The organism is Quatrionicoccus australiensis (genome assembly GCF_020510525.1).
GTDB classification, from domain to species: Bacteria; Pseudomonadota; Gammaproteobacteria; order Burkholderiales; family Rhodocyclaceae; genus Azonexus; species Azonexus australiensis_B.
Genome location: NZ_CP075188.1, coordinates 2,610,081 through 2,624,392, shown reverse-complemented (window position 1 = coordinate 2,624,392; position 14,312 = coordinate 2,610,081). Strand labels below are relative to the sequence as shown.

Sequence of the window (14,312 nt, the reverse complement as noted above, 5' to 3'; positions counted from 1 at the left end):
TAGTTATCAGGATCGGGTTGGCAGGATCGAGTGCTTAGTTGCCGGCCAGCAGCAACTGCTCAAGAATCCGGGTGTAGATGGCGGAGAGTTGCGGCAGCGATGCGACTTCGATGTTCTCGTCGATCTTGTGGCTGGTCGCATTGACCGGGCCGATTTCCAGCATCTGCTTGCAGATCTCGGCGATGAAGCGGCCGTCGGAGGTGCCGCCGGTGGTCGACAGTTCGGTTTCAATGCCGCAGATTTCGCGGATGGCCGCAGTCGCCGCATCGGCGAGCGGACCGCGGCCGGTCAGGAAGGGGCGGGCGCCGAGCGTCCAGCTGATCTCGTAATCGAGCCTGTGCTTGTCGAGGATGGCGCACAGGCGTTGCTGCAGGCCTTCCGGCGTGCTCGCCGTCGAGAAACGGAAATTGAACTTGATTTCGAGTTGACCGGGGACGACGTTGGTCGCACCGGTGCCGGCGTGGATGTTGGAGACCTGCCAGGTAGTCGGCGGGAAATACTCGTTGCCCTGGTCCCACTCGGTCGCAGCCAGTTCGGCCAGGGCCGGGGCGGCTTCGTGAATCGGGTTGCGGCCCTTTTCCGGGTAGGCGATGTGGCACTGGATGCCCTTGACCTGGAGCGTCGCGGACAGCGAACCACGGCGGCCGTTCTTGATCATGTCGCCCAGAGTGTTGACCGAGGTCGGCTCGCCGATGATGCAGAAATCCAGCGTTTCGCCGCGCGCTTTCAGGGCCTCGACGACGGCGATGGTGCCGTCGTTGGCATCGCCTTCTTCGTCCGAGGTGAGCAGGAAGGCGAGCGAACCGGGATGATCCGGGTGGGCGGCGAGGAAGGTTTCAACGGCGATCACCGAGGCGGCGAGCGAGGATTTCATGTCGGCCGTGCCGCGCCCGTAGAGCACGCCGTCGCGGATTTCCGGTGCAAAGGGCGGGCTGGTCCATTTTTCCAGCGGGCCAGTCGGCACGACGTCGGTGTGGCCGGCGAAGACGAAGAGCGGCGCTGCTGTGCCGCGGCGCGCCCAGAGATTGGTCACGCCATTGCGGTTGATATATTCGATGGCAAAGCCGAGTGGTGCGAGGCGGGCAGCGATGATGTCCATGCAGCCGGCGTCGTCCGGCGTGACGGAGGGCCGGGCGATGATCTGCCGGGCCAGTTCGAGCGTGGGTTCGGTCATTGGGGTGTTTCGTCGTCGTCGGCGAGGCTGAGCGCAAATTCCTTGAAGGAGGTGCCGCCCGAGTTGGTGCTGTCGAAATCGAGTGCCAGTTCGGCGGCTTTGTCTTCTTCCGGCGTGCTGCTGCTGATTTCGGAGTTGTTGATCAGCCACGACAGGTTGGTCGGCGAATCGGCGTTGGCCAGGGCTTCGTCGAGGGTGATGGTGCCTTCGTGATAAAGGCGGAAGAGATCCTGCTCGAAGGTCTGCGAACCCGGGGTCAGCGTCTGCTCCATGGCATCCTTGATCGCCTGGACTTCGCCGCGTTCGATCAGTTCGCTGATGTGGCGGGTATTGAGCATGACCTCGCAAGTCGGCAGCAGTTTGCCGTCCGGTTTCTTGACCAGGCGTTGCGAAACGATGGCGCGCAGGCTGACCGAGAGGTCGAGGAAGAGCGCCGGCCGGTTCTCGGGCGGGAAGAAGCTGATGATGCGGTTCAGCGCATGGTACGAATTGTTGGCGTGTAGCGTGGCCAGGCAGAGGTGGCCGGTCTGCGCGTAGGCAACGGCGGCCTGCATGGTTTCCTTGTCGCGGATTTCGCCGATCAGGATGCAGTCCGGCGCCTGGCGCATGGCGTTCTTCAGCGCCACGTTCCAGTCGGCAGTATCCATGCCGATTTCGCGCTGATTGACGATGGAACGCTTGTGCTTGAACAGGAACTCGATCGGGTCCTCGATGGTCAGGATATGACCATTGCGGTTGGCGTTGCGGTGATCGAGCATGGCGGCGATGGTCGTCGACTTGCCGGAGCCGGTGGCGCCGACGATCAGGATCAGGCCGCGTTTTTCCATGATCATCTCGGCCAGCACCGGCGGCACGCCGAGCGTGTCGAGCGGTGGAATGTTGCCGAGAATGAAGCGGACGACGATGCTGACCGAGCCGCGCTGCTTGAAGATATTCACCCGGAAGTTGCCGACCTGCGGCACGCCGAAGGAGAGATTCATCTCCGACGTGGCCTCGAAGGTCTTGATCTGCTCCGGCGACATCAGTTCGTGGGCGATCTTCTCGATCATGTCGGGCAACATCATCTGCTGGTTGACCGGCAGGGTATTGCCATGGATCTTGATATGGATGGGCGCACCGGCGGATATGAAAATATCCGACGCCTGCTTTTCCGACATCAGCTGGAACAGTTTGTCGAGGATCATGGCAAGACCTTCGTGAGGTAGTGGAACTCGGAGGTGCTAAAAATCATGCGGAATGTTGCTGGTGCGTAGCGTGCCACCAGCAACATTCCGCAGTCATGGCTCAAGGGCGCAGCAGGTCGTTGATACTGGTCTTCGAGCGGGTCTGGGCATCGACGCGCTTGACGATGATGGCGGCGTACATGCTGTAGGCGCCGTCGCCCTTGGGCAGGTTGCCGCTGACCACCACGGAACCGCTCGGCACGCGGCCGTAGCTGATTTCGCCGGTTTCACGGTTGTAGATCGGGGTGCTCTGGCCGAGATAGACGCCCATGCCGAGCACGGAATTTTCTTCGACGACGACGCCTTCAACGACTTCCGAACGGGCGCCGATGAAGCAGTTGTCTTCGATGATGACCGGGCCGGCCTGGATAGGCTCGAGCACGCCGCCGATACCGACGCCGCCCGACAGGTGCACGTTCTTGCCGATCTGCGCGCAGGAACCGACGGTGGCCCAGGTGTCGACCATGGTGCCTTCATCGACGAAGGCGCCGATATTGACGAAGGAGGGCATCAGCACGACGTTCTTGGCGATGTGCGAACCCTTGCGCGCGAAGGCGCCCGGCACGACGCGGAAGCCGCCTCGCTTGAAGTCTTCTTCACTCCAGTCGGTAAACTTGGTGTCTACCTTGTCGTAGAAGCGCACGTCGCCGGCTTCCTGGACGCGGTTGTCGCGGGTGCGGAAGGAGAGCAGCACGGCTTTCTTTATCCACTGGTTGACGATCCATGCACCATTGATCTTTTCGGCGACACGGATGGCGCCCGAGTCCAGTTCGGCGATCACCTGGTTGATGGCGGCAACGGTGTCCACCGGGGATTGCGGGGACAGCTCGGTACGGCGTTCCCAGAGTTCGTCGATGATGGTTTGCAGCGGATGGCTCATGGAGGGTTCTCTCTGTTTAAAGTTGTTGGGCAAATTGACGGATACGGCTGGCCGCTTCGAGGCATTCCTCGAGCGACGCGACCAGCGCGATGCGGATGAAATTGCTGCCCGGGTTGACGCCGTTGGCCTCGCGGGCGAGGAAGCTGCCGGGCAGGACCACGACATTATAGTGTTCGAGCAGGCCGCGGGCGAATTCGGTGTCCACGATCGGCGTCTTCGCCCACAGGTAGAAACCGGCGTCGGGCTGGGCGGTGCCGAGCACGTCGGCAATCAGCGGTGTCACGGCGGCGAATTTGGCGCGGTACTGGTCGCGGTTGTCGAGGACGTGCGCCTCGTCGTTCCAGGCCGCGATCGAGGCGGTCTGCACCGGGGGCGCCATGGCGCAGCCATGGTAGGTGCGGTAGAGCAGGAATTTCTTGAGGATCTTGGCGTCGCCGGCGACGAAGCCGGAGCGCATGCCCGGCACGTTGGAGCGCTTCGACAGGCTGGAGAACATGACCAGGCGATCGTTTGTGCGGCCGAGCAGCTGGGCGGCCTGGAGGCCGCCGATCGGCGGGTTGGCTTCGTCGAAGTAGATCTCGGAATAGCACTCGTCGGAGGCGATGATGAAACCGTACTTGTCGGAGAGGGCGAACAGCGTCTTCCAGTCGTCCAGCGACAGCACTTTGCCGGTCGGGTTGCCCGGCGAGCAGACGTAGAAGAGCTGGACGCGCGCCCATTCCTCTTCCGACAGTGCTGCGTAGTCGAAGGCGAAGCCGTTGTCGGGCAGGTTGTTGAGGAAGCGCGGTTCGGCGCCCGACAGGTAGGCGGCGCCTTCGTAGATCTGGTAGAAGGGGTTCGGGCTGGCGATCAGCGGCACGTAGCCACGGCTCGGGTCGATCACCGTCTGGGCGAAGGAGAAAAGTGCCTCGCGCGAGCCGTTGACCGGCAGGATTTCGGTTTCGGCATCAAGCTGCAGGCCGTAGCGGCGGCCACACCAGGCGGCGATGGCCTGGCGCAGGGCCGGCATGCCCGGCGTCGTCGGGTAGTTGGCGAGGCCGTTCAGGCCCTTGGCCAGCGCGTCCATGATGAAGGGCGGCGTCGCGTGCTGCGGCTCGCCGATCGACAGTTTGATCTCTTTGTATTGCGGGTTCGGGGTGACGCCGGCGAACAGGGCGCGCAGCTTTTCGAAGGGGTAGGGCTGGAGTTGGGCGAGATGCGGATTCACGGCGGGCGTCGAATGGGTGTAAAAATGTCGATTATCCCCGAAAACAGTGTTGCTGCCTCGTGAACAAAAAATCCCGCGTCTTTCCCCTCGCCCTGGTGCTGCTGCTCGGCGCCTGCGCCTATGGCTACCAGGCGCGTGGCAGCCTGAGCGACGTGGCGGGCGAACTGCGCGGCAAGGGCTATCCGGGCAACAGCGGCGGCGGGCGTTTCGTGCTGAGCGAGCGCAACAGCGGCCTCTCCTGCGATGGTGTCGCCGAGCCGGCCAAGTCGTCGCCCAACCCCGGTTCCTGTCTGGGTGAAAGCGGGGAAGGCTTGGCCCGCTGTTCGGATGGGCGGGAAATCCCCTTCACCTGGCGCGCCATCACCTGCCGCTCGTTGCAGGGCAGCGGTGTGGACGCCAGGGGAAATCGCCTGCAATTCGTCGTCGACCGGCCGTGATGCCGCCCACCGGTCAACGGCCTAAAGCATGCCTTTTTCGCGGATGAAGGCGATGATCTCGTCCAGGCCCTGACCGGTCTTCAGGTTGGTGAACACGAAGGGCCGCGCGCCGCGCTGCGCCTTGGCATCGCTCGCCATGACCTCGAGCGAGGCGCCGACCATGGGTGCGAGGTCGATCTTGTTGATGATCAGCAGGTCGGACTTGGTGATGCCGGGGCCGCCCTTGCGCGGAATTTTCTCGCCGGCCGCGACGTCGATGACGTAGAGCGTCAGGTCGGAGAGTTCCGGCGAGAAGGTCGCGGCCAAATTGTCGCCGCCGGATTCGACGAGAATCAGCTCGACGCCGGGAAAGGCGCGTTGCAGGCGGTCGACCGCCTCGAGATTGATCGACGCATCCTCGCGGATCGCCGTGTGCGGGCAACCGCCGGTTTCAACGCCGATGATGCGCTCCGGCGCCAGCGCCGAATGATTGACCAGGAACTTGGCGTCCTCGGCGGTGTAGATGTCGTTGGTGACCACGGCCATGTCGATCTGCTCGCGCAGGGCCTGGCACAGGGCCAGGGTGAGGGCGGTCTTGCCGGAACCGACGGGGCCGCCGATGCCGACGCGCAGGGCTTGTTTGCTCATGATAGGGTTTGTTCCAGTTGCTGTTGGAGGTGTTCGTAAACACCGGGAAGATTGTTCAGGATGTCGCGGTTGGTGTAGCGGAGGACACGCAGGCCCTGGCCTTCAAGGAAGGCCGTTCGTTTGGCATCGTCCTGCTGTTCTGCGTGACTGTCGCCGTCGATTTCGATGACCAGATTGAGTCCGGCGCAGTAGAAATCGACGACGTAGGGGCCAACGGGTTTTTGCCGGAGGAATTTGTGGCCGAAAAATTGCCGGTTGCGCAGGACTTTCTGCCAGATCAGATTTTCGGCCGGCGTTGGCTGCTGGCGGTTTGTGCGGGCGAAAGCAGTCAGGCGCTTTTCGTAGGCGAGAAATTTGTGCTTTGGGGGGGCGGCCTCAAACCCCTCCCCAGCCCTCCCCTTTTCAGGGGAGGGAGTGGCGGTTGAACCGTCGCCACTATATTCCCCCCCTGACAAGGGGGGGCTAGGGGGGGTTAAGGTTTTTGCCGCCATTTCAAATCTCAAGACCGGAACAGTCGCGAATACTGCGTTTCGTGCCGCGCGCAGGCGATGGCGAAGGCTGGGGTGAAGTTGGACCACTGCATTTCGGGCAGTTTTTGCGCGTCGACCGCTACGGCGGGAATCCTGCCCCCCAGTTCTGCAAGCAGGCGCTGGCCGGCGGCCTGGCCGAGCGGTACGGCTTTCAATGCGGCCATCACCTGGTTTTCCGCCCAGGACCAGAGGTAGGCGGTCAACGCGGCTTCGGGGGCGATTTTCCAGCTGGCGGCGAGGCCGGCCCAGCCGGTCGGGAAGGCGATTTCACCGAGGCTGGCCAGCGTGCTTTCAACACTTGCCAAGTCCGGGTCGCGCAAATCGCGCACCAGCCGGTTGAGCGAGAAGCCCATCTGGGCGGTTTCGGCGCGCAGTTCGGCCGATTCGCGGCTGGCCAGGAATTCGCCATTGAGGCGGGCGATTTCGGCGCTGTCGCCAGCGGTCCACGCTGCCATCAGGGCAAAAACCAGCGGCGCTTCATAACGGCCGATGCCATGCTGCATCAGGTCGGCAATCCAGCGGCCGGCCGTGGTTTCGTCGGTGATGACGCCCGATTCGACCGCCCATTCTAGACCCTGCGAATAGGTGTAGGCGCCGACCGGTAGCGCCGGGCTGGCCAGTTGTAGCAGGCGGGCGAGTTGCAGGGCTGCGCTCAACGCGGCTTGAACTCGTGGATTTTCGGCACCGAGCGATGCGGTCCGTGGCCGGGGTTGTGCAGGTCGGTCGTCGCTTCGTCGTTGCCGTGGTGATGACCGCCATGCGCACCATAGGCACCGGATTCCGGCTGGAAGGGCGCTTCGGCTTCGCTGATCGTGCAGCCCAGGCCGCGCGCCATGTCGGCCAGCACGTGGTCGGTCTGGAAGCGCAGCTTGCCGCCGTTCTCCGTCGGCAGGATCTGTACCGGCACATGCCGGTTGCCGAGGTGATAGGCGGCGCGAGCGAAGAGCAGCGGGCTGTCGGCGACGGCCTCGATCAGCTTTTCCGGTGCGGCGAGGATTTCGACGACGGTCGAACCGTCTTCAGCCACCAGCTTGTCGCCGTCGTGCAGGTGGTCACCGCGTTCGAGAAAGATGCCGGCTTCCAGGCCGGAAGCGAGAGTCACCTTGAGGCGGCTGCGCTTGCGTTCGTCGTAGGCCAGCGCGACGGAGTCGGTGGCGGCAGCGGTGCTGCGGTGGTTGAGGATGAGCATGGGGTTCAGTGAGCGACGGTTTTCGAGAAGAGGTTGAGGACGATGACGCCGGCGACGATCAGCGTCAGGCCGAGCACGGCTGCCAGGTCAAGCGCCTGGCCGTAGAGCAGCCACCCGGACAGGGCGACCAGCGCGACGCCGACGCCGGACCAGATGGCGTAGGTGATGCCGAGCGGCAGCGTGCGCAGCACCACCGACAGGCAGTAGAAGGCGATGCCGTAGCCGATCACGACGACCAGCGACGGCAGCGGCCGGGTGAAGCCTTCCGCCGCCTTCAGCGCCGAGGTGGCGATGACTTCGCTGACGATCGCCACGCCGAGGTAAAGCCAGTGCTGCATGCCGTCTCAGAACAGGAAGTAACGCTGCGCCAGCGGCAGTTCGGTCGCCGGCTCGCAGACCAGATGCACGCCGTCGGCCTTGACCACGTAGGTCTCGGGATCGACGGTGATTTCGGGTGTGGCGCCGTTGTGCACCATGTCCGACTTCTTCAGCGTGCGCGTGCCGGACACGGCGACCAGCATTTTTTGCAGATTCAGGGCGTTGACCGCCGGGTTTTGCAGCGCCGCTTGTGAGACGAAGGTGACGGACGTTTTCAGCGCCTTGCCGAAGCTGCCGAACATCGGCCGGTAATGCACCGGCTGCGGCGTCGGGATCGAGGCGTTGGGGTCGCCCATCGCGGCGGCGGCGATCATGCCGCCTTTCAAAATGAGCGACGGCTTGACGCCGAAGAAGGCCGGTTTCCACAGTACCAGGTCGGCCAGCTTGCCGACTTCGACGGAACCGACGGTGTGCGCGATGCCGTGCGTCAGCGCCGGGTTGATGGTGTATTTGGCGATGTAGCGCTTGACGCGGAAGTTGTCGTTTCTGGCGTTGTCTTCCAGCAGGGCGCCGCGCTGCAGCTTCATCTTGTGCGCCGCCTGCCAGGTGCGGATGATGACCTCGCCGACGCGGCCCATGGCTTGCGAATCGGAAGACATCATCGAGAAGGCACCCAAGTCGTGCAGGATGTCTTCGGCGGCAATCGTTTCGCGGCGGATGCGGCTTTCGGCGAAGGCGATGTCCTCGGCGATGCTCGGGTCGAGGTGGTGACAGACCATCAGCATATCGAGATGCTCGTCGATGGTATTCACCGTGTACGGCATGGTCGGGTTGGTCGAGCTGGGCAGGACATTGGGCAAGCCGGCCGCCTTGATGATGTCCGGCGCGTGGCCGCCGCCGGCGCCTTCGGTGTGGAAGGTGTGGATGGTGCGGCCCTTGAAGGCGCCCAGCGTCGCTTCGACGAAGCCGGATTCGTTGAGCGTGTCGGAGTGGATGGCGACCTGCACGTCCATCTCGTCGGCCACCGTCAGGCAGCAGTCGATGGCGGCCGGCGTCGTGCCCCAGTCTTCGTGCAGCTTCAAGCCCATGGCGCCGGCTTCAACCTGCTCGCGCAGGGCTTCCGGCAGGCTGGCGTTGCCCTTGCCGAGAAAGCCGAGGTTCATCGGGAAAGCGTCGGCGGCTTCCAGCATGCGGTGGATATGCCACGGGCCCGGCGTGCAGGTGGTGGCAAAGGTGCCGGTGGCCGGGCCGGTGCCGCCGCCGATCATGGTCGTCACGCCGGAGTAGAGCGCCTCGTCGATCTGCTGCGGGCAGATGAAATGGATGTGACTGTCGATGCCGCCGGCCGTGACGATCATGCCTTCGCCGGCGATGACTTCGGTGCCGGGGCCGATCACAATCGTGACGCCGGGCTGGATGTCCGGGTTGCCGGCCTTGCCGATGGCGGCGATGCGGCCGTCCTTCAAGCCGATGTCGGCCTTGATGATGCCGGTGACCGCGTCGACGATCAGGGCGTTGGTGATCACGGTATCGACCGTTTCGGCGGAAACGCGCTGGCTCTGACCCATGCCGTCGCGGATGACCTTGCCGCCGCCGAATTTGACTTCCTCGCCGTAGATCGTGTAGTCCTTCTCGACTTCGATGATGAGGTCGGTGTCGGCGAGACGGAGGCGGTCGCCGGTGGTCGGGCCGAACATTTCGGCGTAGGCCTGACGGGAAATTTTATTGGCCATTAGAGGGCTCCTTGAATCAGGCCACGGAAACCATAGACCTTGCGCTCACCAGCCAGCGCGACCAATTGCACGGTGCGCGTCTGACCCGGCTCGAAGCGCACGGCGGTACCGGCGGCGATGTCGAGACGGAAACCGCGCGCCGCTTCGCGGTCGAAGCTCAGACCGGCGTTGGTTTCGTAAAAATGGTAGTGCGAGCCGACCTGGATTGGGCGGTCACCGGTATTGGCGACGACCAGCGTGATGGTCGGCCGGCCAGCGTTGAGTTCGAGTTCGCCGGGTTCGGCGAGGAGTTCTCCGGGAATCATGGTTTCTCCGTAAACGAGAAGGGGGAAAACCCCTCCCCAACCCTCCCCTTGTCAGGGGAGGGCGTGACACCCCGGTCGGCCGAGATAGTCACTCCCCCCTGACAAGGGGGGCTGGGGGGGTTAGGGGTTTGCATCCTGCAATTAAACAATCGGGTTATGCACGGTGACCAGCTTGGTGCCGTCCGGAAAAGTCGCTTCGACCTGGATTTCCGGGATCAGCTCGGCGATGCCGTCCATCACGTCGGCGCGGCTCAGGACCTGCGTGCCGGCGTGCATCAGCTCGGCGACGGTCTTGCCTTCGCGGGCGCCTTCCATGATGGCGCAGGTGATCAGCGCCACGGCTTCCGGGTAATTGAGCTTCAGGCCTTTGGCCAGGCGCCGTTCGGCGAGCAGGCCGGCGGTGAAGATCAGCAGTTTGTCTTTCTCTCGCGGTGTCAATTCCATGACGACTCCTTCAGGTATTCCAGATTCTTGGCAAAACGGCCGGGCGACCGATGCAGGCCGGGCGCAGGGTTTTCCAGATGTCGGCGAACCATTGCCGGGCGGCTTCGCTGTTGTCGCCGAGGTAGCGGGCGACGAGGATGCCGGGCAGGGCGGTCAGCGCGTGTGATGCGGCGTCGACCGGGGCGATGGCGCGGCAGGCTTCGAGCAGCGCGGCGGCCTGTTGCGGCAGTTCGGGAAAGCTGCACAGCAGGGTGCCGCAAACGGTGGCACCGGCCCAGCCGGCCGGGCTGTGCAACATCGCATCGTTGCCGGCAAAACCGCCGCGTTCGAGCCAGATCGGCTGGCCGGCACGGTCGACGCGGCAAAACAGGTCAAAATGGCCGTTTTCGAAGCGTTCACCGGCGGCGGCGCGGCCCAGGCAGAGAATGTCCCAGCCGATATAGCGGCTGTCGGCGGCGAGTTGCACGCGGGTGTCCATGCGGGCGATGGCGCCGTCGAAAACGATGCTTTCCTGCGGCAGCCATTCGAGCGCAGCGCCGGCAGCGACGTTGAATTTGATGTGCTGGCTGGCTTCGGTGCCGCCGGAGCGATACCACTTGCCGGCACCGGGCGTGGTGATTTGTGCCTGTGCCGCGGCGTCGACCGTCACGGCGATGTGCAGCTGATCGCCGCCGGCAATGCCGGAGGGCGGATGCAGCAGGATGGCCTGGCAGACGCCTTCGCCTTCCGGGTAGAGCGCCTTCTGTACGCGCAAGGGGCCGAGGTGGCGATTCTCGCGCAGCACGCTGCGGCCTGCACGGCTGGCAAAACCGAGATGCAACTCGGCATGCCAGGTGGGCGGGGCGATCGGCAGGCGGCTGTTCATGGCTGGATTATCGGCAAGGCGCCACTATCCGGCCATACGCAGGAACGCGTAGGTGCCTTATTGACGGACTTCGCGGACATTTTCCGGCGGCCCGAACTCGCCGCTGCTGCGGAAGGGATTGATGTCCAGCCCGCCGCGCCGCGTGTAGCGGGCGTAGACGGCAAGCGCGGCAGGCGCGCACTGGCGCGTGATGTCGCAGTAGATGCGCTCGACGCACTGCTCGTGGAATTCGTTGTGATTGCGGAAGGAGACGATGTAGCGCAGCAGCGCGGCGCGCTCGATGGGCCGGCCGCGGTAGTGGATGACGACCATGCCCCAGTCCGGCTGGCCGGTGACCAGGCAGTTGGACTTGAGCAGGTGCGAGTACAGCGTTTCTTCGATTTCCGGGGCGTCGACCGTCTGCAGCAGTTCGGGGGTCGGCTGGTAGGTGTCGCAGGCGATGTCGAGATCGTCGAGCAGCACGCCGTCCGGATAGGCGATCTGCGGCAGCGGGTAAAGGCCGAGCGGCGCCAGTTCGACATCGACAGTGGCGCCGGCGGCAGCCGAAAGATCCCTGGCCAGTGTCGCGACCACCGTGTCGGTGTCGGCAAAGGGCGTCTGGTTCAAGGAATTCAGGTAGAGCTTGAAGGACTTCGATTCGATCAGGTGCGGGCTGTCAGCCGGAATGCGGAAGCAGCCGAGGGCGACGACCGGTTTGCCCTTTTCGTTAAGCCAGGAGAGTTCGTAGGCATTCCAGATGTCTTCGCCGACGAAGGGCAGGGCGGCATCGCTGACGCCGATCTCGCTGCGCTTGATCTGGCGGGGAATCGGAAAAAGCAGCTCCGGGGCGTAGGTGCTGCGGTATTCGGTGGCTTTGCCGAGGGGCGACAGGGGGCTGGGGTCGTGACTGGGTTTCATGGCGCGATTTTACCCGCAACTGCCGTTCGCCAAGGGCGAGCCGGGGGGCGGCACAAGGAAAACGGCAGAAGGAAAACGGCGCAGCCGGCCGAAGCCTGCTGCGCCGTGGCGACACATCGTCGATGACGATTTAGAAGTGGTACTCGGCGCGCAACATCGGGGTCTTGGCAAAAGCACCATCACCGGCGGCCTTGGTGTGGTCGTTACCGAACTTGTTGCGCCAGTACTGGTATTCCAGGCCGACCTTGAAGGTTCTCGGCTTGGCACCGAGCAGCGAGCTGGCGTCGTACATGATCTGCGCATCGATGTTGGTTTCCGGCTTGGTATTGCCACCGAATTCGTTCTTGCCCTTGGACGCGATGAAGTTGGCAAAGCCTTCGAAGGAAAGCTTGACCGGGCCGACACTGAACGGGATGCCCCAGGCGGCATTCAGCATCGGGTGCGGATCGTAGTCGTAGCGGTCGGTTTTGGTCTTGGTGAAGCCGTTGTAGGGCGCATTGCTTTCCCACAACTGCAGCAGGCTGACATTCAGGAAGCCCGGCACGTCAAACATGACGGTCGGACCGGCGACCAGCATCTGCTTCTTCGAGTTGTAACCGGCATCGTCCTTTAGGTTGTAGTCGAAACCGGCAGTCAGGCCGACCCCGCGGACCGGACCGAACTTGAAGGTTTCCGGCGTGCTGAAGACCTTGCCGAGATCGAGGGTGTGACGATAGACAATGTAGATTTCCTGGGCACCGGTCGTGGAACCGACGCCGTCCGGATCCTTCTTGTCGGAAAGCAGGATGTCGGCGTTCAGGAAGTTGGTGCCGTACTTGTAGCCGTTAACATGATTGAGATTGAAAATGTTCTTGGCGATGTCGTTCTTGTTGAACGGCTCGGCAAAGGTGGTGCCGTAGCGGTAGCCGACGTAAGTGTCGCTCCAGTCGACCGCGTAAGCGCTCGACAGGCTGGCGGCGAGCAGTGCACCGAGGACAGCGGATTTCTTGATGGACATGGGATTGAACCTCCAGGAGTTGAATGTAATTTTTGTCGGGATCTGCCGTGTTGCGATGCAGCATTGAACCGATGGGCAAAATTTATCAGGACAGCGGCGCCGCGGGCTGTATATCCATTATCAGCAAAGTTGTATAAACAAGGTTTTATATCTCATTGAATATAATGAGCTTGTTTGAAGCGGGATATACAAAATCCATGCACTCGAAGGGGGCAGTTTTGCGCTCGATGCACTCTTTTGATGCGCGATTTTCCCGGAAATCCACGCAAAACGCGGTGATGCCGGCTTGTCTTCGGTGCGAAAATCGTATGCGGAATTTAAAGTTGTTTTAATTCAGTAGCTTGGGTGTTGGCATGGCGATTGCCTAGAGGGAGTCACTTTATCTGCTCTGGAGATCTGCCAAATGTCTGTCCCGTTCAATGTCTGCCGTCGCCTCTTTCTCGCTGCCAGCATGGCCTTCCTTGCCAGCCCGGTGCTGGCCGATACGCCGACCAAACTGAAGTTCACCCTCGACTGGCGTTTCGAAGGCCCGTCCGCACCCTTCCTGCTGGCCAAGGCCAAGGGTTACTTCGCGGCCGAAGGCCTCGATGTCGAGATCGACTCCGGTGCCGGCTCGGCCGGTGCCGTGACCCGCGTCGCGACCGGCGTTTACGACATGGGCTTTGCCGACTTCAACGCCCTGGTCGAATACGACGCCAAGACGCCGAACTCGAAGATCCAGGCTGTCTACATGGTGTACAACGCAACGCCGGCTGCCGTCTTCGTGCTCAAGAAGTCGGGCATCACCAAGCCGGCCGACCTCGCCGGCAAGACGCTGGCGGCGCCGATCTTCGACGCCGGCCGCAAGGCCTGGCCGGCTTTCGCCAAATCCAACAAGCTGGCAGTCGATGCCGTGAAATGGCAGACCGTCGAACCGGCCCTGCGCGAAACCCTGCTCGCCCGTGGCGACGTCGATGGCATCACCGGCTTCTATTTCACCAGCCTGCTCAATCTCGAAGCGCGCGGCGTCAAGACGGAAGACATCGTCGCCCTGAAGTACCCCGATTTCGGCGTCGAACTGTACGGCAACGCCATCATCGCCAGCCCGAAACTGATGGCCGAGAACCCCAAGGCCGTCGCCGGCGTGCTGCGCGCCTTCAACAAGGCTCTCAAGGAAACCATCGCCAACCCGGTGGCGAGCATGGCCTACGTGAAGGAACGCGATCCGCTGATCAACGTCGATCTGGAAACGCGTCGTCTCAAGCTGGCGCTTGAGTCCAGCGTGATCACCCCGGAAGTCAAGGCGAACGGCCTCGGTGCGGTGACCGCCGAACGCATGCAGCGCTCGCTCGCCGAAACCGCCGAAGCCTACGGCCTGGCCAAGGTGCCGGCCGCTGCCGACCTGTTCACCTCGGCCTTCCTGCCGGCCAAGGCCGACCGGATGCTCAAGTAAGCAGTTTGCGCCGGGGGCGGGTGTCCGCCGCCGGCTGATTTCACCCGACAGGAA

At 63.2% G+C, this 14,312-nt stretch carries 17 protein-coding genes; 2 read left to right on the top strand and 15 right to left on the bottom strand.

Annotation, left to right across the window (positions count from 1 at the left end):
- Positions 1–34: 34 nt before the first annotated feature.
- From dapE to dapC, 4 genes are all read right to left on the bottom strand, one after another.
- Entirely contained in the window at positions 35–1,174 is a 1,140-nt protein-coding gene (dapE, locus tag KI612_RS12720) for a succinyl-diaminopimelate desuccinylase (RefSeq protein WP_226440451.1), read from the bottom strand.
- Positions 1,171–2,358, bottom strand: coding sequence for a PilT/PilU family type 4a pilus ATPase (locus tag KI612_RS12715; RefSeq protein ID WP_226440450.1), 1,188 nt, complete (start codon positions 2,356–2,358; stop codon positions 1,171–1,173). Before KI612_RS12715 ends, dapE begins: the two co-directional genes overlap by 4 nt.
- A gap of 100 nt (positions 2,359–2,458) precedes the next feature.
- Positions 2,459–3,277, bottom strand: coding sequence for a 2,3,4,5-tetrahydropyridine-2,6-dicarboxylate N-succinyltransferase (gene dapD, locus KI612_RS12710; RefSeq protein ID WP_226440449.1), 819 nt, complete (start codon positions 3,275–3,277; stop codon positions 2,459–2,461).
- Positions 3,278–3,293: 16 nt separating this feature from the next.
- Positions 3,294–4,484, bottom strand: a complete 1,191-nt coding sequence (gene dapC, locus KI612_RS12705; protein WP_226440448.1) for a succinyldiaminopimelate transaminase — start codon at positions 4,482–4,484, stop codon at positions 3,294–3,296.
- A 59-nt stretch (positions 4,485–4,543) separates the two neighbouring features.
- Between dapC and KI612_RS12700 the strand changes: the two genes are divergently transcribed.
- Positions 4,544–4,921, top strand: coding sequence for a hypothetical protein (locus KI612_RS12700; protein WP_226440447.1), 378 nt, complete (start codon positions 4,544–4,546; stop codon positions 4,919–4,921).
- Between the two features lie 21 nt (positions 4,922–4,942).
- Here KI612_RS12700 and ureG read toward each other — a convergent pair whose 3' ends face one another.
- The 11 genes from ureG to KI612_RS12645 form a co-directional block, all read right to left on the bottom strand.
- Entirely contained in the window at positions 4,943–5,548 is a 606-nt protein-coding gene (gene ureG / locus KI612_RS12695) for an urease accessory protein UreG (protein WP_226440446.1), read from the bottom strand.
- Entirely contained in the window at positions 5,545–6,039 is a 495-nt protein-coding gene (locus KI612_RS19970; protein WP_226440445.1) for an endonuclease domain-containing protein, read from the bottom strand. The genes ureG and KI612_RS19970 overlap by 4 nt, the downstream gene beginning before the upstream one ends.
- A gap of 8 nt (positions 6,040–6,047) precedes the next feature.
- Complete coding sequence (locus tag KI612_RS12685) at positions 6,048–6,734, bottom strand: urease accessory protein UreF (RefSeq protein WP_226440444.1); 687 nt, start codon at positions 6,732–6,734, stop codon at positions 6,048–6,050.
- Positions 6,731–7,267, bottom strand: a complete 537-nt coding sequence (ureE, locus tag KI612_RS12680) for an urease accessory protein UreE (RefSeq protein ID WP_226440443.1) — start codon at positions 7,265–7,267, stop codon at positions 6,731–6,733. The genes KI612_RS12685 and ureE overlap by 4 nt, the downstream gene beginning before the upstream one ends.
- 5 nt (positions 7,268–7,272) lie before the next feature.
- The gene (locus KI612_RS12675; RefSeq protein ID WP_226440442.1) at positions 7,273–7,605 is read right to left on the bottom strand and encodes a DMT family transporter; all 333 of its coding nucleotides are present in this window, start codon (positions 7,603–7,605) and stop codon (positions 7,273–7,275) included.
- Between the two features lie 6 nt (positions 7,606–7,611).
- Positions 7,612–9,318, bottom strand: a complete 1,707-nt coding sequence (gene ureC, locus KI612_RS12670; protein ID WP_226440441.1) for an urease subunit alpha — start codon at positions 9,316–9,318, stop codon at positions 7,612–7,614.
- Positions 9,318–9,623, bottom strand: coding sequence for an urease subunit beta (locus KI612_RS12665; protein ID WP_226440440.1), 306 nt, complete (start codon positions 9,621–9,623; stop codon positions 9,318–9,320). Before KI612_RS12665 ends, ureC begins: the two co-directional genes overlap by 1 nt.
- Before the next feature lie 141 nt (positions 9,624–9,764).
- Positions 9,765–10,067 carry an urease subunit gamma gene (ureA, locus tag KI612_RS12660; protein WP_153130748.1) on the bottom strand — a complete coding sequence of 101 codons (303 nt, stop codon included), beginning with the start codon at positions 10,065–10,067 and terminating at the stop codon, positions 9,765–9,767.
- A gap of 10 nt (positions 10,068–10,077) precedes the next feature.
- Positions 10,078–10,932, bottom strand: coding sequence for an urease accessory protein UreD (locus KI612_RS12655; protein WP_226440439.1), 855 nt, complete (start codon positions 10,930–10,932; stop codon positions 10,078–10,080).
- A 57-nt stretch (positions 10,933–10,989) separates the two neighbouring features.
- Entirely contained in the window at positions 10,990–11,829 is an 840-nt protein-coding gene (gene queF, locus KI612_RS12650) for an NADPH-dependent 7-cyano-7-deazaguanine reductase QueF (RefSeq protein ID WP_226440438.1), read from the bottom strand.
- Between the two features lie 130 nt (positions 11,830–11,959).
- Positions 11,960–12,826, bottom strand: a complete 867-nt coding sequence (locus KI612_RS12645; protein WP_226440437.1) for a hypothetical protein — start codon at positions 12,824–12,826, stop codon at positions 11,960–11,962.
- Positions 12,827–13,229: 403 nt separating this feature from the next.
- On the opposite strand from KI612_RS12645, the gene KI612_RS12640 reads away from it, so the two are divergent.
- A complete protein-coding gene (locus KI612_RS12640) occupies positions 13,230–14,258 on the top strand; it encodes an ABC transporter substrate-binding protein (protein WP_226440436.1) in 1,029 nt (342 codons plus the stop codon).
- The last annotated feature ends 54 nt before the right edge of the window (positions 14,259–14,312 follow it).